The 18,631-nt window shown below is 63.6% G+C and carries 22 protein-coding genes and 1 tRNA gene; 11 read left to right on the top strand and 12 right to left on the bottom strand.

The features are described from left to right. Positions 1–188: 188 nt before the first annotated feature. Positions 189–1,286: a calcium-binding protein gene (locus ACH196_RS14050; RefSeq protein WP_396647524.1), complete on the top strand. Its 1,098-nt coding sequence runs from the start codon at positions 189–191 to the stop codon at positions 1,284–1,286. Between the two features lie 24 nt (positions 1,287–1,310). Here the strand turns inward: ACH196_RS14050 and ACH196_RS14045 are convergent, their stop codons facing one another. The 4 genes from ACH196_RS14045 to ACH196_RS14030 form a co-directional block, all read right to left on the bottom strand. Next, positions 1,311–2,225, bottom strand: coding sequence for a transporter associated domain-containing protein (locus ACH196_RS14045; RefSeq protein WP_396647523.1), 915 nt, complete (start codon positions 2,223–2,225; stop codon positions 1,311–1,313). Further along, complete coding sequence (gene aroB, locus ACH196_RS14040; protein ID WP_396647522.1) at positions 2,222–3,343, bottom strand: 3-dehydroquinate synthase; 1,122 nt, start codon at positions 3,341–3,343, stop codon at positions 2,222–2,224. Before aroB ends, ACH196_RS14045 begins: the two co-directional genes overlap by 4 nt. Next, positions 3,333–3,929 (bottom strand): shikimate kinase, encoded by a 597-nt coding sequence (locus ACH196_RS14035; RefSeq protein ID WP_396647521.1) that lies wholly within the window; start codon positions 3,927–3,929, stop codon positions 3,333–3,335. The genes aroB and ACH196_RS14035 overlap by 11 nt, the downstream gene beginning before the upstream one ends. A gap of 708 nt (positions 3,930–4,637) precedes the next feature. Then, a tRNA-Ala gene (locus ACH196_RS14030) sits at positions 4,638–4,713 on the bottom strand. 173 nt (positions 4,714–4,886) lie between these two features. Here ACH196_RS14030 and ACH196_RS14025 point away from each other — a divergent pair. From ACH196_RS14025 to ACH196_RS14015, 3 genes are all read left to right on the top strand, one after another. Beyond that, entirely contained in the window at positions 4,887–5,177 is a 291-nt protein-coding gene (locus ACH196_RS14025; protein WP_396647520.1) for a YggT family protein, read from the top strand. Positions 5,178–5,186: 9 nt separating this feature from the next. Further along, a complete protein-coding gene (locus ACH196_RS14020; RefSeq protein ID WP_396647519.1) occupies positions 5,187–5,507 on the top strand; it encodes a DUF167 family protein in 321 nt (106 codons plus the stop codon). Between the two features lie 281 nt (positions 5,508–5,788). Beyond that, a complete protein-coding gene (locus ACH196_RS14015) occupies positions 5,789–6,388 on the top strand; it encodes a hypothetical protein (RefSeq protein WP_396647518.1) in 600 nt (199 codons plus the stop codon). A 36-nt stretch (positions 6,389–6,424) separates the two neighbouring features. Here the strand turns inward: ACH196_RS14015 and ppa are convergent, their stop codons facing one another. Continuing rightward, entirely contained in the window at positions 6,425–6,958 is a 534-nt protein-coding gene (gene ppa / locus ACH196_RS14010) for an inorganic diphosphatase (RefSeq protein ID WP_396647517.1), read from the bottom strand. A gap of 319 nt (positions 6,959–7,277) precedes the next feature. On the opposite strand from ppa, the gene ACH196_RS14005 reads away from it, so the two are divergent. Beyond that, complete coding sequence (locus ACH196_RS14005; protein ID WP_396647516.1) at positions 7,278–7,994, top strand: nitroreductase; 717 nt, start codon at positions 7,278–7,280, stop codon at positions 7,992–7,994. 203 nt (positions 7,995–8,197) lie between these two features. Here ACH196_RS14005 and ACH196_RS14000 read toward each other — a convergent pair whose 3' ends face one another. The 4 genes from ACH196_RS14000 to ACH196_RS13985 form a co-directional block, all read right to left on the bottom strand. Further along, positions 8,198–8,704, bottom strand: a complete 507-nt coding sequence (locus ACH196_RS14000) for a GNAT family N-acetyltransferase (protein WP_396647515.1) — start codon at positions 8,702–8,704, stop codon at positions 8,198–8,200. Positions 8,705–8,782: 78 nt separating this feature from the next. After that, positions 8,783–9,418 (bottom strand): TPM domain-containing protein, encoded by a 636-nt coding sequence (locus ACH196_RS13995; protein WP_396647514.1) that lies wholly within the window; start codon positions 9,416–9,418, stop codon positions 8,783–8,785. 1 nt (position 9,419) lies between these two features. Then, positions 9,420–10,265: a TPM domain-containing protein gene (locus ACH196_RS13990; RefSeq protein ID WP_396647617.1), complete on the bottom strand. Its 846-nt coding sequence runs from the start codon at positions 10,263–10,265 to the stop codon at positions 9,420–9,422. A 202-nt stretch (positions 10,266–10,467) separates the two neighbouring features. Then, positions 10,468–11,082 carry a LemA family protein gene (locus ACH196_RS13985; protein ID WP_396647616.1) on the bottom strand — a complete coding sequence of 205 codons (615 nt, stop codon included), beginning with the start codon at positions 11,080–11,082 and terminating at the stop codon, positions 10,468–10,470. Between the two features lie 163 nt (positions 11,083–11,245). Between ACH196_RS13985 and ACH196_RS13980 the strand changes: the two genes are divergently transcribed. The 5 genes from ACH196_RS13980 to ACH196_RS13960 all read left to right on the top strand — a co-directional run bounded on the left by ACH196_RS13980 (position 11,246) and on the right by ACH196_RS13960 (position 14,316). Continuing rightward, entirely contained in the window at positions 11,246–11,467 is a 222-nt protein-coding gene (locus ACH196_RS13980; protein WP_396647513.1) for a hypothetical protein, read from the top strand. A 6-nt stretch (positions 11,468–11,473) separates the two neighbouring features. Further along, positions 11,474–12,358 (top strand): pyridoxal kinase PdxY, encoded by an 885-nt coding sequence (gene pdxY, locus ACH196_RS13975; RefSeq protein WP_396647512.1) that lies wholly within the window; start codon positions 11,474–11,476, stop codon positions 12,356–12,358. Positions 12,359–12,375: 17 nt separating this feature from the next. Then, positions 12,376–13,164, top strand: a complete 789-nt coding sequence (locus ACH196_RS13970; RefSeq protein ID WP_396647511.1) for a DUF429 domain-containing protein — start codon at positions 12,376–12,378, stop codon at positions 13,162–13,164. Between the two features lie 73 nt (positions 13,165–13,237). Continuing rightward, the gene (locus ACH196_RS13965; RefSeq protein WP_396647510.1) at positions 13,238–13,882 is read left to right on the top strand and encodes a carbonic anhydrase; all 645 of its coding nucleotides are present in this window, start codon (positions 13,238–13,240) and stop codon (positions 13,880–13,882) included. Positions 13,883–13,938: 56 nt separating this feature from the next. Next, positions 13,939–14,316 carry a nuclear transport factor 2 family protein gene (locus ACH196_RS13960; RefSeq protein ID WP_396647615.1) on the top strand — a complete coding sequence of 126 codons (378 nt, stop codon included), beginning with the start codon at positions 13,939–13,941 and terminating at the stop codon, positions 14,314–14,316. On the opposite strand, the gene ACH196_RS13955 is transcribed toward ACH196_RS13960, so the two are convergent. After that, positions 14,310–15,563 carry a multidrug effflux MFS transporter gene (locus ACH196_RS13955; RefSeq protein ID WP_396647509.1) on the bottom strand — a complete coding sequence of 418 codons (1,254 nt, stop codon included), beginning with the start codon at positions 15,561–15,563 and terminating at the stop codon, positions 14,310–14,312. The genes ACH196_RS13960 and ACH196_RS13955 overlap by 7 nt on opposite strands. After that, entirely contained in the window at positions 15,560–16,033 is a 474-nt protein-coding gene (locus ACH196_RS13950; RefSeq protein WP_396647508.1) for a MarR family winged helix-turn-helix transcriptional regulator, read from the bottom strand. Before ACH196_RS13950 ends, ACH196_RS13955 begins: the two co-directional genes overlap by 4 nt. Positions 16,034–16,159: 126 nt before the next feature. On the opposite strand from ACH196_RS13950, the gene ACH196_RS13945 reads away from it, so the two are divergent. Continuing rightward, a complete protein-coding gene (locus tag ACH196_RS13945) occupies positions 16,160–18,214 on the top strand; it encodes a M3 family metallopeptidase (RefSeq protein WP_396647507.1) in 2,055 nt (684 codons plus the stop codon). A 3-nt stretch (positions 18,215–18,217) separates the two neighbouring features. Here ACH196_RS13945 and ACH196_RS13940 read toward each other — a convergent pair whose 3' ends face one another. Beyond that, positions 18,218–18,541, bottom strand: coding sequence for a hypothetical protein (locus tag ACH196_RS13940; RefSeq protein WP_396647506.1), 324 nt, complete (start codon positions 18,539–18,541; stop codon positions 18,218–18,220). Positions 18,542–18,631 lie beyond the last annotated feature (90 nt).

Genomic DNA, 18,631 nt, shown 5'->3' with positions numbered 1-18,631 from the left:
CTGCTCGCGAACGGGATTTCTGGTCCCCAACGTGTGCATTCGAAAGGTTATCTCTCGCATATTCAAGCGCTCCACGCCCGAAACCGTCCATCGCCCGCGGTCTTGCGTCATGCTGCCCGCTGGTTCATCGTGGCAGCGAGGGAAAATACTTGGTCTCGGTGCACCAGAAACCGCAGCGGAGATGACTTATGCCCGCCATGACGCAATTCTCACCCGGCAATCCGGAGGCGTTGTTTACAAACGTCACCACGCGTTCCAACCAGACTACTTTCGCAGGAGATTCGACCTATTTCAGCTATGGCCTCGGCGTCTTTTCGGTATCGGGCGTTCATCTGGAGGTGGTCGGCGTCGGCCTGCAAGGATACTATGACGACGAGGAATGGTATCCCTACAATGCCGGCACCGTCACCGGCTATCGGATCGTCACCGGGGAGGGTTATCCGGTAGTCGAGATCACCGGGCTCACCCAGTCGGTCAACGACTTCTATGGCCTCTTCGTTTACGGCAATGCCGCGACGCTGCGCACCTTCATCGAGGGCCAGCCTTGGACGTTCAACGGCAGCGCGGCGGTCGATACCATCACCGGCGGACTGTCGGCCGACACGATCAACGGCAATTCGGGCAACGACACGCTGATCGGTCTTGCCGGCGCAGACGATCTTTTCGGCGATGCCGGCAACGACACACTGATCGGCGGCGGCGGCGCGGACTTTCTCGCTGGCGGCACCGGCACCGACACCACCTCCTATGCGACCGCCACGCAGGGCGTCGTCGCTAGTTTGGCCAATCCTTCGATCAACAAAGGCGATGCGGCCGGCGACACATACGAGTCCGTCGAGCGGCTGGTGGGTTCCAGCTACAACGATTCACTCAACGGTTCCCACACGGCCAACGACGTCATCTCGGGCGGCGTGGGCGCCGACATCCTGAAAGGCTATCGCGGCAACGATACGCTGTACGGCAACAACGGCGCCGACACGTTCGTGTTCAACTCGGACCTGAATGGCGCCACCAACGTCGACACGATCAAGGATTTTGGCGCGGCCGATACGATCCAGCTCGAAAACGCCTATTTCACCACGCTCACCGCAACCGGTGCGCTGGCGACCGAACTGTTCAAGAACCTGAACGTCGCAGCCGTCGATGCGGACGACCGCATCCTCTACGACCAGGATACGGGCAACCTCTATTACGACAGCAACGGTTCGGGCTCGGGCGGACGCGTACTGTTCGCCCACATCGACAACGGATTCATCATGACCGCCGGGGATTTCGAGGTGATCTGAGGACCTTTGCCTGTCAGGCGACGGTCACGTCGCCTGATTGAGTTGCGCGGCCGCTGCCCTGATCCTGATCCTGGTGATCCGGTTCTTCTCGCGCTTCATCACGAAGAACCGTTTCCCGTGGAAGGTGAAGGACTGCTTTTCCTCAGGGATCGACTGCGTCTCGTGGATGATCAGCCCGGCGATCGTCACCGCTTCCTCGTCGGGAAGGTCCCAGCCCAGTGCGCGGTTCAATTCACGGATCGCCACCGAGCCGTCGACCACAACCGAACCGTCGGCCTCCTGCTTGACGCCTTGCACGTCGATGTCGTGCTCGTCGGCGATGTCGCCGACGATAACCTCGATGATGTCCTCCAGCGTGATCAGCCCTTCCACCTCGCCATATTCGTCGACCACGATGGCGAAATGCGCCTTGCGGCGCTGGAAGGCGTCGAGCTGGTCCTTCAGCGAGGTGGTGTCGGGCACGAACCAGGGTTTTGCCGCGATCTTCATGATGTCGATCTGCGAAAAATCGTTGCCGGCCTCACTCAGCGCCCGCGCCAGGTCTTTCGCGTGGACGACGCCGACGATGTTGTCCAGCGAACCGCGCCACAGCGGCATGCGCGTGTGCGGGCTCCGGATGATCTCGCGCACGATTGCCTCCGTGGGATTGTCGGCATTGATCGAGTGCATGTCGGTGCGATGCACCATCACATCAGACACTTCGAGCTCGCTGAGATCGCGGAGCGCGTCCATGCGCGCCCTGTCCTGCTGGGCCGCTTCCGCCTCCTTGCGCGCCTCTTCCTCCGAAACGGCCGGTTCTTCCGGCGGCGCCGGCAGCTCGGGTTTTCGGTGGCTGAAGGCCAATATCAAGGGTTTTCGCAGCAGCCACAGCACTGCGACGAGAACAAGAGCGCCGCCCGCCCCGATCAGGATTCCGGCCAGCAGCTCCGGCTCGTTCATCCCCCCGATTGCTCCTTGAGGAACGACAGCACTTCCGATGCCGGCACGTCTTTTGCGATGAAGGACTTTCCGACGCCATGCGTCAGGATGAAGGTCAGCGCGCCGCGTGACACCTTCTTGTCCTGCGCGATATAAGCGAGCAGCCCGTCCGCGTCCGGCATTTCTCCGGGAATGTCGGAGATGCGCCAGGGCAGCCCGACCGTCGCCAGATGTCTCTCGACCCGAACCGCATCGTCCGGGCTGGCGAGATTCATACGCGCCGAAAAGCGGTGCGCCAGCGCCATGCCGATTGCCACGCCCTCGCCATGCACCAGCCGCGTGCCGTCGTATCGCGTCGCCGCCTCCAGCGCATGGCCAAACGTGTGGCCGAGATTGAGCAGCGCACGGTCGCCGGTCTCGAATTCGTCGCGCGCCACGACGTCGGCCTTGGCGCGGCAGGATTCGGCAATCGCATAGGTGCGCGCCGGTCCGCCTGAAAAAACCTCGCGCCAGTTCTTTTCCAGCCAGGCGAAGAATTCCGGCCGGTCGATCAGCCCGTATTTGGCGACTTCCGCATAACCGGCGCGGAACTCGCGCTCCGGCAGCGTGTCCAGAACATCCGTGTCGGCCAGCACCAGCCTCGGCTGCATGAACACGCCGACAAGGTTTTTTCCCCGCGCCGTATTGATCCCGGTCTTGCCGCCGACGGAAGAATCCACCTGCGCGAGCAGCGAGGTCGGAATTTGAACGAAATTCATGCCGCGCCGCACGATGCCGGCGGCGAAGCCGGACAGGTCGCCGATCACCCCGCCGCCCAGCGCGATGACGACATCGCCGCGCTCCAGCCTCGCCTCCAGCACCTTGTCGACGACGTCCTGCAAGGCGGCAAAACTTTTGGTCTTCTCGCCGGGCGGCAGCACTATCGGCGTCGCCTTGACGCCCGCAGCCGTTAGACTGGAGGTAAGGCGTCCGAGGTGATGGGTGGCAAGATTCTCGTCGGTAACGATTGCGGCGCGCACTCCGGGCAGGCGCGCCGAAAGCTCCGCTCCCGCCCGGTCCAGCAGGCCGGAGCCAATCAAAATGTCGTAGCCGCGCTCACCCAGCGCCACCTTGACTGTCTCGATGCCGTCAGCCGTCATTCCGTGTCCCCTGCCCCAGATGGCCAGCCAGCGCGTCCAGCACCTCGCCGACGATCACGTCCTTGCGTTCGTCGCGGGTGTAGACCGTCACGTTGGCCTCGGCATAGATCGGGTAGCGTTCGTCCATCAGCTTACGCAGCGTCGCTTTTGGGTCTTCCGTCTTCAGCAGCGGCCGGTTCTGCTTCTTGGCGACACGGGCAAACAGCACGTCAAGATCGGCCTTCAGCCAGATCGACACCGCCTGCGCGGCGATCAGCCCGCGCGTCTGCGCGTTCATGAACGCCCCGCCGCCGGTCGACAGCACCTGTGGTCCTGTCTCGAGCACGCGCTGGATAACCCGTTGCTCCAGCGCCCGGAACTCCGGTTCGCCATAACGCTCGAACAATTCGGGGATGGTCATCCGCGACACCTGCTCGATCTCCTGGTCGCTGTCGATGAACGGCAGGTCGAGCAGCGCCGCGACCTTGCGGCCGATCGCCGTCTTGCCGGCGCCCATCAGTCCGACGAACACGATCGACCGGCCGGCGAGCTTTTCGCGCATGCCGTGCCTGCGGTCGTCCGCCGAAATCGCTGCTTCCGTCTCCATCCGGTCCCCGGCGTGTTTCGGCGGGTTACGACACGAATGTTTGATGGCGTCAAGCGCAGCGCCTAGCAGTCATACTGCGGCACGGTGCAAGCCCGCCCGCAGGCGCGGGAGCCAGCGCTTTTGGTCGAGGCGCGACGTCCCGATTCCGGAAAGACGCCAGAAGCACTCTGGCACGGCATATGCATCGCAAGGGTCGGCCGGCCAATCGCTGGCACCCGATGTACCAAATCGGGAAGAAGGGATCGCCGGGCATGGGTCGGGGTGGGTTATGGACCGGCGGACTTTCGACAAGCAGGTGGCCGGGCTCACCTCAACACTGGCGATATGTTGCCAGAGTTCGCCAGTGGTGGTGTGCAGTGAGCCCGGCCAGCTCCCGCGCTATCTGAGTCGCGGGATGGCTACAGGCCTCAAAACCAGACGCGAACAGCGGTCGCCCAATATGGTTAACTGTCTCTGAACGAAACAGTTCAAATGATAATTGTTAACCGCTGCCGACAGGGTTCCGCAGTCTGACGCCAGGTCCGGCCTATCGTCAGATCCTTCGCAAGGCCGGAGCGGTCGCCAGATCGGCCTCAAGCGTGGCGCCCTCTTCGATCATCTCCGAATTTTTGCAGACACCGCGAGCCGCCGAGATGGGGGAAGAATGACGGGATGATCCCTACATTTCCGCCAAAAGCAAAATAAAAGCAATTGGATATCACCGCCGAATGGTGGAGCTGAGGGGGATCGAACCCCTGACCTCGTCATTGCGAACGACGCGCTCTCCCAGCTGAGCTACAGCCCCGTTCGGCGAATGGCGGTGTTATGTGCAGGCAGGGCAGCGCCTGTCAAGCAGGAGTGCGGGCGTTTTGTGGTTGCTGCGGGCGGCGGGTACCGCCTGCCGCGCCGAGGCCGGCGGAAACGGCTTGTTCCCAATCCGGCCAATGGCTACATGTCGGCGGACCAAAGGAGAATTTTATGCTCGCCCTCATCCAGACGGTGGATCTAGCCCTCGGAATCTACTGGTGGTTCCTGATCGCCTCGGCGATCTTCTCCTGGCTCTATGCGTTTAACGTCGTCAATTCGCGCAACCAGTTCGTCAACACCATCGGCACCTTCCTGTTCCGAGTCACCGAGCCGGTCCTGGCGCCGATCCGGCGCATGCTGCCCGACCTCGGCGGCATCGACATCTCGCCGATCATCGTGCTTCTGATCATCTATTTCCTGCGCCAGTTCCTGTGGACCACCATAGCCCCGATGGTCGTCTGACCCTCTGGAATGTCTGCGTTTTATCGCGAGCGGGATGGCGGTCTGGACCTGTTCGTGCGGCTTACGCCGAAAGCGTCCGCAGACCAGTTCAGCGGAATCGAGACGGCGGCGGACGGCCGCTCCTATCTGGCGGCCAAGGTGCGGGCGGTGCCGGAAAAAGGCGCCGCCAATGCGGCGCTGGAACGGCTCGTCGGAGGCCATTTTGGCGTCGCCCGCTCGAAAGTTTCAGTGATTACCGGTCAGACGTCGCGCCTGAAGACGGTGCGGATCGAGGCGGAGCCATCTTCCCTAGCCTCTATCCTGGGCGCACTGTCCAAGCCTTTGTCCTGATTGGGTTTTTGCAGGCACAAAAGCACGGCGCCTGCATCGGATCGAACCGCGGCAGAAAGCACGTCATGTCTGGAAGATAAAGGCATTTCAACGAGATAGCGTAAAACCACAACAAAGAATTGCGTTTTGGCCCGACGCGGACCGCTCGCGAGCTGACCATGAGGCTTCGTTTCGCTTCGCCGGCCTGCCGAGCAACCACCCTCGATCCGTCCCTCCGGTTTTCTTTCAGAACTGCTTGCTTTAGGCTCGAAGCAGTTCTGCCAGATGCGGGATGAACGGCAATGCGAAACCTTCTCATCCTCCTGACCCTCGCCGCCCTCGGCCTGCCAGCCGGCGCGGCGGAGATGAAAAGCGAATACACCGACATCGATTTCGAAAAGACCTGCTCGACCTTCTCGTCGAACGAGGAGGGCGGTAACTTCGCCAATCTGGTGTGTCCGGGCTGGCGCGGCTATCCGGTGATTTTCTACACAGGCGACCTGCGCGAATCCATCTTCTACGGTTTTCCGCCGACCGGCGCCGAACATGTCTGGGAGAGCTTTCCGGCCTTCAACGCCGCCGGGCCGAAGATCGAATGGCGCATCGAGGTGGATGGCGCACGCGAGGTGCCGGTGGCGACGATCCACCGCTGGTTCGTCAGCAACGACCCGGAAGACAGCGACAAGAAGACCGAGGTGCTGGTGGTCGAGAAGGTCGGCCAGATCGGCGTCGGCGAAGGCTGCACGATCGGGCTGGTCGTCGCCAGCGGCAACCCCAAGGCCAACGAGACGGCGCGAAAGATCGCCGACGAGCAGGCGCGTGATTTTGCCTGCGGAGCCGATGAGCGCGTTCTGGTCGGTGGCGACGTCGCCCTGCCGGAATTCGACCGGCAGGAGAATTGAACGGACTGGGTTGGCGAGCCGCGACGGTAAAGGCCGCTACTTCGCCGCTTTCGCTCGCTCGATGGCCTCGACGATCATCTGCCGCGCGTGGTCGGCGTCGTGCCAGCCTTCGATCTTCACCCACTTGCCGGGCTCCAGATCCTTGTAGTGCTCGAAGAAGTGGGCAACCTGGTCGAGTGTGATCTGCGGCAGGTCGGTATAGTTCCTGACCTTCTCGTAGCGCTTGGTGAGATGCGGCGACGGCACGGCAATGACCTTCTCGTCCTGGCCCGCATTGTCTTCCATGACGAGCACGCCGATCGGCCGGACATTGATGACGCAGCCGGGGATCAGCTCGCGCGTGTTGCAGACCAGCACGTCGATCGGATCGCCGTCGCCCGACAGTGTGTGCGGCACAAAACCGTAATTGCCGGGATAACGCATCGGCGTGTGCAGGAAGCGGTCGACAAACAGCGTACCAGCCTCCTTGTCCATCTCGTATTTGATCGGCTCGCCGCCAACAGGCACCTCGATGATGACGTTGACGTCCTCTGGTGGATTCTTGCCGGTCGGAATGGCTTCGATGCGCATGGCTGGGGTTCCCTTGCTGTCGCTTGACCGATAGCCGGCTCGCCGGGGCGACGCAATGGGATGACGCGCTTTGCCGCACACCGCCACTTGCCGCTGCCGATGAGCAGCGAGCAGTCATAGGCAGAAGCCCCGGCTACTATTCGCAACCCTGGTCACTGGGAGCGAGGTAGCCACGCTTCTCATTTAGATATGCTCGACGTCGGTATGGCTTTGTCTGACCAAATGGGGTGTGCCTACGAACACCCGCAGAATGGACCGGCTCATCTCGAATTTGGTACTTCTTGGTTGCTGGAGCCAAGAAACCAGAAGGTGAACGATCATGGACGTGTATGAAGCGGTCACGACCCGGCGGGCGGTGCGCAAGTTCACCGACCGGCCCATCCCGAAGGCGGTGCTGGAGCGCGTGCTGTCCGCCGCGATCTGGGCGCCGTCCGGATCGAACATCCAGCCATGGAACATCTACGTGCTGACCGGCGCGCCGCTGGCCGAGCTGAAGAAGCGCGCCGGCAAACGCGTCACCGCGCACGACCCCTGGGACGAACGTGAGTACCAGATGTACCCGGCCGACATGGAGACTCCCTACCGCGAGCGCCGGTCCCGCTTCGGCCATGAGCGCTACAGCGCGCTCGGCATCGCCGACGGCGACTGGGAGGCAAGCCAGAGGGCTGCTTCCGCGAATTGGGATTGTTTCGGCGCGCCCGCCGCCCTGTTCTGCTACATCGACCGCGACCTGGGCAGGCCGCAATGGTCCGACGTCGGCATGTATCTGCAGACAGTCATGCTGCTGCTGCGCGGCGAGGGGTTGCATAGCTGCACCCAGATGGCGTGGTCGGTTTATCGCAAGACCGTCGCGGAGATCCTGTCGCCGCCCGAAGGGCAGATGCTGTTCTGCGGCATGTCGATCGGCTACGAGGACGTCACGGAGCCCTATATCCGCTCGGGCCGGGCGCCGCTCGATGAGACCGTCACGTTCATCGACACGGCTCCGCAACGATTGCCGCAGAAAGCGCTCGCAGATTCCTTGCTGGCTGTATGAAATCCTCGCTGGCGGCGCGGTCGCCGCTTACGTCAATCATAGATTTGAAATCATCGACGGCATCAGGCGCGGACTGACCGATGTCGAGGTCGCAGTGTCGTATCTCATGCCCAAGCAGATGCCGAAACACGCAAGGTCATTGCCGATGCGAGGGAGAATCGGCGAAAAACCGCCAGGAATGGGATCTGCAGCTTAGCCCGCCGTCAATCCCAGACGAAGGCGACCTTCTTCAGCGCCTTCTGGTCGAAGACCTCGACCCCTTCCGCAACGTCACGACCGCCGGCGCCAGCGTAAAACGCCACGGCGTTTCGGTTCTCTTCCAGCGCCCAGACGACCAGCCCCTTGAGGCCGTGGTCTGCCAACCTCTTGCGGGCGAGTGAAAAAAGCCTGCTGCCGAGACCGACGCCCTGGTACTCCGGCTTCAAATAGAGTTCGTAGATCTCACCCTGCTGCGGCAATTCGCGGGCACGGTTGCGGCCGATCGTGGTGTAGCCGGCGACCTCGCCGCCGATTTCGACAACGATGACGGTCGCTGCGCGGCGGATGGCGTTGGCCCACCAGTCACGGCCGCGCCGGTTGACCATCTTCATCAACGCCTTGTGCGGAATGATGCCGGCATAGGCGCCCATCCACGCGGCATGATGAACCTCGGCGATCGCCTCGGCGTCGCGCGGCTCGGCTCTGCGGATATCGATGGTAAGCGTGGTCATGACGATTGAGTTTAGAACGCCCGCCCGCCATTGCAAGCGACAGAAAGTATACCGTGGCGGAAGCCGCGGAAAACGCCGTCAGATTTCCACAAGATGATCGTCGAGCTCGTTGGCGTCGTCGGCGCGGTGCGGAAAATGCGTCGACAGCAACGCGCCGACGGCGGCGATGGCCGAGACGAAGCCGTCGGCCAGCCGGTCGCCGCGCGCATGGGAGACGAGTTCGCCGACGATGCCGTTCCACGTCTGCTGCGGTACCTTTGCATTGATGCCGGCGTCGGCAACCACTTCGGCATAGCGCTCCGCCAGCGACACGAAGACAAGCACGCCCGTGCGTTCCGTGGTGATGTGGACGTTGCGCGCCAGAAACTGTTTCAGCGCGTTGTCATGGGCGCGCCGGTAGCGCAGCCGGCGTGGCACGAAATGCATCCGGAACCCTGGCGCAAGCAGCAGCACCAGCCACGCGGCGGCGAGCGCCAGCGCGACGGCGGCCCAGAAGACGGGAAGCCGGATCGAGACCCACCAATATTCGAGCGCGAAAGCAGCGATAAGGCTGGCAACCACGACCGCCAGGGCGACGAAGAACGCGGCAGGATAAAAATAACTGTCGCTGGAACGCGCGACCACGCAGTAGATCTCGCCCGAAGTCTCCGCTTCGGCCTCGCGGATTGCCTGGGCGATGCGGTCGTGATCGGCGGCGGTGAGCGTGTGGGTCATCTCACCAACTCCCCGAGGCGCCGCCGCCGCCGGACGAACCTCCGCCGCCCGAAAAACCGCCGCCGCTGCTGCTGCCCGATGACCAGCCTCCCCCGCCAGAAGACCAGCCGCCCGACGAACTGCCCGAGGACCAGCCGGATGGCGATCGGCCAGAGGAACGCCCGCCGACCGTGACGTCCATGCCCAGCCAGCGGTAGCGGTTGGGGCCGATCTTGGTGCCGAAGATCGGCGGCAGGATCGCCATCGCCATGCCGCCAAGAAAGATCGTCGCCCACAGCGCGATGAAGATCACGAAAATCCAGTCGACGTCGGGCAGCGAGTTGTTGTTCTTGACGTAGGGATTGCGTTTCGACCGCGCCTCCAGTTCCGCGGCATTGCCATCCAGCACGGTGATGATGTCGTCGGTGGCGCGCGAGATGCCGCCGGAAAAATCGCCGGCGCGGAAGGCCGGCACCATGGTGTTCTCGATGATCAGCTTGGAATGCAGGTCGGTGAGCGTGCCTTCCAGCCCGTAGCCGACCTCGATGCGCATCTTGCGGTCGGATTTGGCGACAAGCAGCAGGATGCCGTTGTTCTCGCCGCCCTGGCCGAGGCCCCAGGCGCGGAACAGACGGTTGGCATAGGGCTCGATCGCCTCGCCATCGAGGCTGTTCACGGTCGCAACGACGATCTGGTCGGAGGACTTCTTCTCGAAAGCCTCCAGCTTCTGGACGAGTGCGGTTTTCGTCGCCGGGTCGATCATGCCGGCGGTGTCGACGACACGTCCGGTAAGTTTGGGGAGGTCAGCGGCGAGGACGACGAGGGGGAGGAGGAGAAGGATGAGCAGGGCAAAGAGGAGCGCCGCTATCCCTCCTCCCTGAGGGGAGGGTGCCGAGCGTAGCGGTCCGAAGGACGGAGGGGTCGTTGCGGGAGTGCGAGGGACCTTCTTCGCCGTCAAGGAAATGAGGCCGAGCACTGCCGCAGCGACCCCTCCCGGCCGCTTCGCGGCCACCCTCCCCTCAAGGGGGAGGGGAACCACTGCGCCATCGGCCGCGTCCATGGCCCCGCCGTCACCCGCCCTGCTTCGTCCCGAAATCGACCTTCGGCGGCTCCATCTTGTCTTCGCTGACGGTGAAATTCTGGAACGGCTTGTTGTCGGTAAACCAGAGAGTCGCCCAGATCACCGAAGGGAAGGTGCGCAGCGTGGTGTTGTATTCGCGCACCGTCTCGATGTAGTCGCGGCGGGCCACCGCGATGCGGTTTTCAGTGCCTTCGAGCTGTGCCTGCAGGCCGAGGAAGTTCTGGTTGGCCTTGAGGTCCGGATAGTTCTCGACCACGGCAAGCAGCCGCGACAGCGCACTGGTGAGGCCGGCCTGGTTGTCCTGAAACGCCTTGAAGGCGTTGGGGTCGGTCAGCGTTTCCGGCGTCACCGTCACCTGCGTGGCCTTGGCGCGAGCTTCGACCACAGCCTCCAGCGTGTCTTTCTCGTGCGCGGCATAGCCCTTCACCGTCTCGACGAGGTTGGGGATCAGGTCGGCGCGGCGCTGGTACTGGTTGAGCACCTCGCTCCAGGCGGCCTTGGCCTTCTCCTCGGCGGTCGGGATGGTGTTGTAGCCGCATGCGGACAGCAGCGGCAGAAGCAGCCCGAGCAGCAGGAACGCGTGAGCGCGGCGAGCGGTTGGCATGGTGGCGACGAAGGAAGACATTGGCGGTCCCTCATAACGGATCGAGCCGAGACTTATCATATTCGCGGTGCAAAGGAACCGCTGGCCGGGCTTCGGGCTTGGACGCGCCTTGCAGCCTGTGATAGGCGACATGCGGTAGCCATGCCGGCCCGAGGTGGATTGCGTGCGCAGCGACAAGGATACGGAGCACAAGGAGGAATCCATACGGATTCTGGCCCGTGTCGCAGGCGAGGCCGAGCCTGGCGGCGCTGCCCTCGATCACGAGACACGCGACGCCTCCGATCCGATCGAAAAGCTGGGAATCCGCATCGGCCGCCTGCTGGCGATGGCGATAACCATCGCGGTGATTGCCTGGGTCGTCGTCTACTTCATGCGGAACTTCTGAGGCATCATGACCAGCGAACAGCCGGAGACGCCGCGCGCCGTCATCGTCATTTCCAGCCATGTGGCGCGGGGCTCTGTCGGCAACCGGGCCGCGGTGTTCGCGCTGGAAACGCTGGGTTTTCCAGTCTGGGCCGTGCCCACCGTCATCCTGCCCTGGCATCCCGGTCATGGACGGGCGACGCGCATCGTTCCCGATCCCGAAAAATTCGCGGCGCTGATGAAGGATCTGGCGACCTCGCCTTGGCTTGGTGAGGTGGCGGGCGTGCTTTCCGGATATCTGGGTGATGTCAGGCAGGCCGAGGCGGTCGCGTCGCTGGTCGCTGCGGTGCGGGCGAAGAACCCGCGTGCGATCTATGTCTGCGACCCGGTAATGGGCGACATGGGCGGCCTCTACGTGCCGCAGGCGCTGGCGGAGGCGCTGCGCGACGTGCTGGTGCCGATGGCCGACATCGCCACGCCGAACCGCTACGAACTTGAATGGATGGTCGGCGCAAAACTCGACGACCTGCGCGCGGTGATGGCCGCGGCGATGGAAGCCGGCCCTCCGACCATGTTGGTCACTTCCGCGCCGGCGCTGATGACTGGCGGCATCGGCAATCTGATGCTGACGCGCTCCGAGGCGCTGTTGGCCGAGCATCGGGCGATCGACAAGCCGCCGAACGGGCTTGGCGACCTGACGGCGGCGGTGCTGCTGGCGAGGCTGCTCGACGGCCAGCCCGCCGGCAAGGCGCTGCAATCGACGACGGCGTCGGTGTTCGAAATCCTCGCCCGCACCACCAAGCGCGGCGCCGACGAATTGCAGATCGAGACCGACGCACAGAGCCTGTCGCATCCGATGGCGATGGTGCATTTGCGGCACCTGACCCATCCCGGGCGGGACCGGCGGGCGTAAATCTTGCTCCGAGGGCAATGAACCTGACGCATTCCGCTCTTGCCGCCGATGTCGACATAGCGGGTGTCGACGGGTGCAAGGCGGGTTGGATCGCCGTGGTGAAGTGGCGGGATGAGCCGCTTTCAGTGCGGGTCTGCGGGTCGTTCAGCGATATCCTTGCGGGATTGGCGGAGGACGCCATTATCGCGGTCGATATGCCAATCGGCCTGCCGGCCTTCACCCGGCATGGCGGGCGCGGGCCGGAGGTTCTAGTGCGGCGCTTTCTCGGCCAGCGGCAATCGAGTGTTTTCTCCATCTCCTCGCGGGCAGCGGTTTATGCCGCCGACGAGCCGTTCACCACGCTCGAGCGCTGGTATGAAGCGCATCGCATCGCCAGCGGCGTAGCGCGCGAAACATCCAATCCGCCCCGCGGCGTATCGATCCAGGCCTTCGGAATCTTCTCGAAAATCCGCGAACTGGACCGCCTGATGCGGGTACGGCCGGAACTGCGGGTGCGGGTCATCGAATCTCACCCGGAAGTCGCGTTCTGGCGGCTCAACGGCGAGCAGGCCATGTCATTGCCGAAGAAGATCAAGGGCCGCATCAATCCCACCGGCATGGCGGAGCGCAAGGCGCTGCTTGCGGCCAACGGGCTGGAGCGCGCATTCCTCGACGCACCGCCGCCGCGCGGGGCCGGCGACGATGATTTCCTCGACGCCGCCGCCATGCTGCTGATCGCCGGCCGACTTGCCCGTGGCGAGGCGCGATCGTTTCCGGACCCGCCGGAAAGCGACGAATATGGTATTCCTGTCGCCATCCGGGCGTGAACGTGTCCAGATTTGTTGCAGTGCAGCGATTGCCGCATTGATCAGCGCGCGGGATCGGCGTTAGGTAAAATCCATGACCGATCTTCCAGACCACCTTATTGCCGGCTACCGCAGCTTCATGAAGGGGCGCTATGCCTCGGAGACAGGCAAGTGGCGGACGCTGGCGCGCGAGGGGCAGTCGCCGGAGACCATGGTGATCGCCTGCTGCGATTCGCGCGCGGCTCCCGAAGTCATCTTCGATTCCGGGCCGGGGGAACTGTTCGTGGTGCGCAACGTCGCCAATCTGGTGCCGCCCTATGCGCCGGACGGCGAGTTCCACTCGACCTCGGCGGCGCTCGAATTCGCCGTGCAGATCCTCAAGGTGAAGAACATTGTGGTCATCGGTCACGGCCGCTGCGGCGGCATCCGCGCAGCACTTTCGCCGGCAGCCGAACCGCTGTCCCCCGGCGATTTCATCGGAAAATGGATGAGCCTGCTCGGGCCGGCGGCCGAATCTGTCACCAGCAACGCGTTTTCGACGGCCAGCGAGCGTCAGACCTCGCTGGAACGCATCTCGATCCGTTATTCGATCGCCAATCTCAGAACCTTTCCGTGCATCAGCATCCTCGAGGGCAAGGGACGGATCACGCTCTCCGGGGCCTGGTTCGACATCTCGACCGGCGAGCTCTGGGTGATGAACCGCAAGACCGGGGATTTCCAGCGCCCCGACATGGACTGATGGTTTTGCGGAGCCCCCTGCTCCACAGGAAGCGTCGCGTCACGTCATACGCGGCCGTGTTGCTCTGCCTGGCGTACACGCCTGCAATAGCCCAGCAACCGGTTGTCGACGCGTGGTACGCGGCTCTCGCCACCGCCGACCGGGCCAAGCTCGGAAGCCTGCTTGCCGCCGACGCAAGGATCAGGATGACCGACCTCGGCGTGGAGCAGACCAAGGCTGAATTCATGGATTCGCTGGACGAATGGGAGGCAGCCGTCAAAGGCGCTACCATCCGGCACCGGATCGAGAGTAGCGATGGCGCGGTGACGACGGTGGTGGCCTGTTACGATTTTCCGGCCAATGACGTGCTGTTGCGCGAGATGTTTCGTATCGAAGCTGGCCTGATCCAGGAAAACAATCAGGACGCGATCGCCGAGAACTGCGAGGCTTACTGAAGGGGCTGCTCCGGCGGGGCATGCACCTTGTTGGCGGCCGCGGGCTTCGGAAGCCTGTGCCAAGCCGTCCAGGCCAGGATGCCGATCAGGCCCATGGCGGGGATGACGGTGGCCATCGCCACGACCGGCTCGCCGATGGAAGCGCAGACCAGCCCGCCGACGAGGCCGCCGCCCATCTGGAAGAAGCCGCTCATCGAGGATGCCGCGCCGGCGATATGCGGGAATGGCGCCAGCGTTGCGGTCGACATCGCCGGCAGGACGAAGGCGAGCCCGAAGGAGAAGAACGCCACCGGCCCCATCACCAGCAGGAAGGTCGGCTCGAAGAAATGCAGGCCGATCGCCGTGGAGAGGCTGCCGGCAGCGATGAACGCAAGCCCCGCCGGCACGATACGGAACGCGCCGAAGCGGCCGAGAAGCTGGCGCACGACCAGCGAGCCGGCGAAATACAGGCCGGATTGCATCAGCATGCCGACGCCGAACTGGCTGGGTGTCAGCCCGACCCGGTCCATCAGGATGAAGGGCAGGATCGTCGCCTGCGTGTAGATCGTGCCGACGCTGCCTGCGAGCACGAGGCTCGACAGCACGAAATACGGACTGGACAGCACGCTGCGATACGAGCCGAGAAGCGCCGCCGGCCGGATGCGCGACAGGTCGCGCTGGACCGTCTCCACCATGGCGAAACGGACGATGAGCATGATGATCACACCGGCGGCAAACATCAGCCAGAAGATGGCGTGCCAGCCGGCGAGTTCCATCGTGATGCCGCCGAGTGTCGGGGAAAATGCCGGGCCGGCGGCGAGGATCAGGCCCATCAGATTCATGATGCGGGCCGAACGCTCATTGGTGAACAGGTCGCGGACGATGGCCCGCGCGATCGCCCAGCCGACCGCGGCACCGACGCCTTGCAGGAAACGCGCGGCGATCAGCAATTCGACCGTCGGGGCGAGCAGCGCCATCAGCGAGGCAACGAGGAAGATGCTCATGAAGACATAGGTGACGGGCTTGCGCCCAAAACCGTCGGAGAGCGGCCCGCAGATCAATTGCGCCACTGCAAAGCCGGCAAAATACAGCGACAGCGTCAGCTTCACCGCCGCCTCGGTCGTGCCGAAGGCATGGACGATCTCCGGCATGGCTGGCGTATAAAGCGCCATCGACATCGGGCCGATGGCGACCAGCACCGCGCCCAGCAGGCTGACGCGGCGCTCGCTCATCACGGGCGCGGGGAGAACGCTGGTCTGCATGTTCATGCCGCCGCATTCTCCTTGCGGAGTTGGTCGCGCGCTGCCGTAAGGTTAGCCCGCACATGCTTCAGCGTATCGAGGAAGCGCTGCCAGTCGGCCGGCGCGATGCCCTTGGCGGCTTCGGCACCCAGCCCGGCGGCGAGCGGCTGCATGCTTTCCAGCATGGCCTCGCCGGCCTGGGTGACATGCACCAGCTTGGCACGGCGGTCTACGCTGTCGGCCTGCCGCTCGATCAGGCCGAGCACTTCCAGCCGGTCCAGCGAACTGCTGACGGTCATGGCCTCCACGCCGATGCGTTCGGCAAGAAGGTTCTGGCGCACGCTGCCGCAACGCGCCGCATGGCTCAAGGTGCGGGCATCGCCGGGATTGAGCTCGAGGCCCGCGGCGGTGATGCGCCGGTCCATCTCGGCGCGCAGCAGCCGCGTCACGTCGGCGACGAGGAAGCCGACATTGTCCGAATCCGAACGGGGCGGCATGGATTGATAAGCCTCTCTTATTATCAGGCTTGCTTAGAGATCGCCAGGCACTCCGTCAATATGGTTGCGCCGCCATCCTTGCAGCCCTACATCGGTGGCGCTTCGATCCCGAGGAGAGTTTTCCGCATGACGTCCGAAACCGCCGTGAATCTCGACGAACACCCGTTGACGAAATGGAACGGTCCGCTCGGCCTTCCGGATTTCTCGCGGATCGGCGACGGCGATTTCGCTGAAGTGTTCGAGGCGGCGCTGAAAGCGCACGAGGCCGAGATCGACACGATCGCCGGCAATGCCGAGCCGGCGACGATCGAGAATACCATGGAAGCGCTGGAGCTTTGCGGCGATGCGCTCGACCGCGTGTCCTCGATCTTCTGGTGCCGGGCCGGCGCCCACACCAACGATGCGATCCAGGCGCTGGAGCGCGACATCGCGCCGAAGATGGCGCGGCATTACTCAGCGATCTCGATGAACGCAAAACTGTTTGCCCGCATCGACGCGCTTTACACGCAACGCGAAAAGCTTGGCCTCGATGCCGAAACGCTGCGCGTGCTGGAAAAGACCTGGAAGAATTTTGTCCGCGCCGGCGCAAAACTCGACCCGGAAGGCAAGAACCGGCTTGGCGCGATCAACGAGGAATTGGCCTCGCTCGGTGCAAGATTCGGCCAGAACGTGCTCCATGACGAGAAGGAGTGGGTACTCTTCCTCGAAGAAGGCGACCTCGACGGGCTGCCTGCCTTCCTGCGCGATGCGATGGCACAGGCGGCGGAAGCGCGCGGCCGCAAGGGCCTGTATGCTGTGACGCTGTCGCGCTCGATCTACGAGCCCTTCACCAGCTATTCGGCCCGCCGCGACCTGCGCGAGCAGGCGTGGAAAGCGTTTATTCGCCGCGGTGAAAACGGCGGCGAGACCGACAATGGCGCGGTTGTGGCGAAAACACTGGCGCTGCGCGCCGAGAAGGCGAAGCTACTCGGCTATGACAGTTTTGCCGCGCTGAAGCTCGACGACACGATGGCGAAGACGGCGAAGAACGTCTACGGACTGCTCGACCCGGTGTGGACCAAGGCGCGCAAGAAGGCGGCCGGCGACCAGGCCGAGTTGCAACGCCTCGCGGCCGCCGCCGGCAGCAACGAGATAATCGCCGGCTGGGATTGGCGCTATTACCAAGAGAAGTTGCGCGCCGAAAAATTCGCCTTCGATGAGGCGGAGCTTAAGCCGTATCTGCAGTTGGAGCGCATCATCGACGCCTGTTTCGACGTGGCGGGAAAACTGTTCGGCCTCTCCTTCGTCGAGGAGAAGGGCATCAAGGCGTGGCACGACGATGTTCGCGTCTTTAAAATCAAGCGCAAGGACGGCAGCGAACTCGGCCTGTTCCAGGCCGACTATTTCGCGCGGTCGTCTAAGCGTTCCGGCGCCTGGATGAGCGCCCTGCAATCCGGTTACAAACTCGGCAAGGGCTCCAGCCCGATCATCTACAATATCATGAATTTCGCCAAGGCCCCGGCGGGCGAACCCGCACTTCTGTCGCTCGACGAGGCGAAGACGCTGTTCCACGAATTCGGCCACGCGCTGCACGGCATGCTGACCGACGTGACATGGCCGTCGGTGGCGGGAACCTCGGTCAGCCGCGACTTCGTGGAACTGCCCTCGCAGCTCTACGAACACTGGCTGACGGTGCCCGAAGTGCTGGAGAAACACGCGCTCCACTACAAGACCGGCAAACCTATGCCGAAGGAACTGCTCGACAAGATGCTGGCGGCCAAAACATTCGGCTCGGGTTTCGCGACGGTGGAGTTCACCTCCTCCGCACTGGTCGACATGGCCTATCATGCGCGTCCGGACGCCCCGGACGAACCGCTCGCCTTCGAAGCCGAGACGCTGAAGCAACTCGAAATGCCGGACGCCATCGCCATGCGCCACCGCACACCGCATTTCCAGCATGTGTTCGCCGGCGAAGGCTATTCGGCCGGCTATTATTCCTACATGTGGTCGGAAGTCCTGGACGCGGATGCCTTCGCGGCCTTCGAGGAGACGGGCGATTCGTTCAACCCGGCGCTGGCGGAGAAGCTGCGCAAGCACATCTACGCCGCCGGAGGCTCGAGGGACCCGGAAGATCTCTACAGGGCGTTCCGTGGAAAGATGCCGACGGCCGAAGCGATGATGGTCAAGCGCGGGCTAGTTTGACTATCAGTCCGGATAGCAGGCGGCCGGAACATTCGGCCAGACCGCATTGTCGCAGTTCGCGGCTTCGCGCTGCTGCTTGAAGGCGGTGCTGACCGGACCGGTGACCACCGGATCGACGCCATAGGGCGCGTCGGCGAAACGCTGCGTGACATCGGCGGAATCCGGCGAGGCATCGACGTTGCCGAAATCTTCCTGCAAGGGCGCTACCGGAATATCGGAGCCGCTCGGCGATGCGCTGCCGGCGGTTATGGCGGCGGCAGAGAGGACGAGCGCGACCGCGCCTGCCGCCCAGCCGTACTTCCTGCCGTCCTTGCCGAAGATCGCCATGTGGAAAAACCGTTGCGGTCGGAAATGGTTCCCAAAGCCGCCAATAGAAGGCATTAGAGCCAACTATCGTTAAGAATCCCTTTCCAGACC

The organism is Mesorhizobium sp. IMUNJ 23232 (assembly GCF_044326205.1).
GTDB lineage: Bacteria > Pseudomonadota > Alphaproteobacteria > Rhizobiales > Rhizobiaceae > Kumtagia.
Note: the sequence above shows the minus strand (reverse complement) of the source record. Positions and strands in the feature narration are given on the sequence as shown.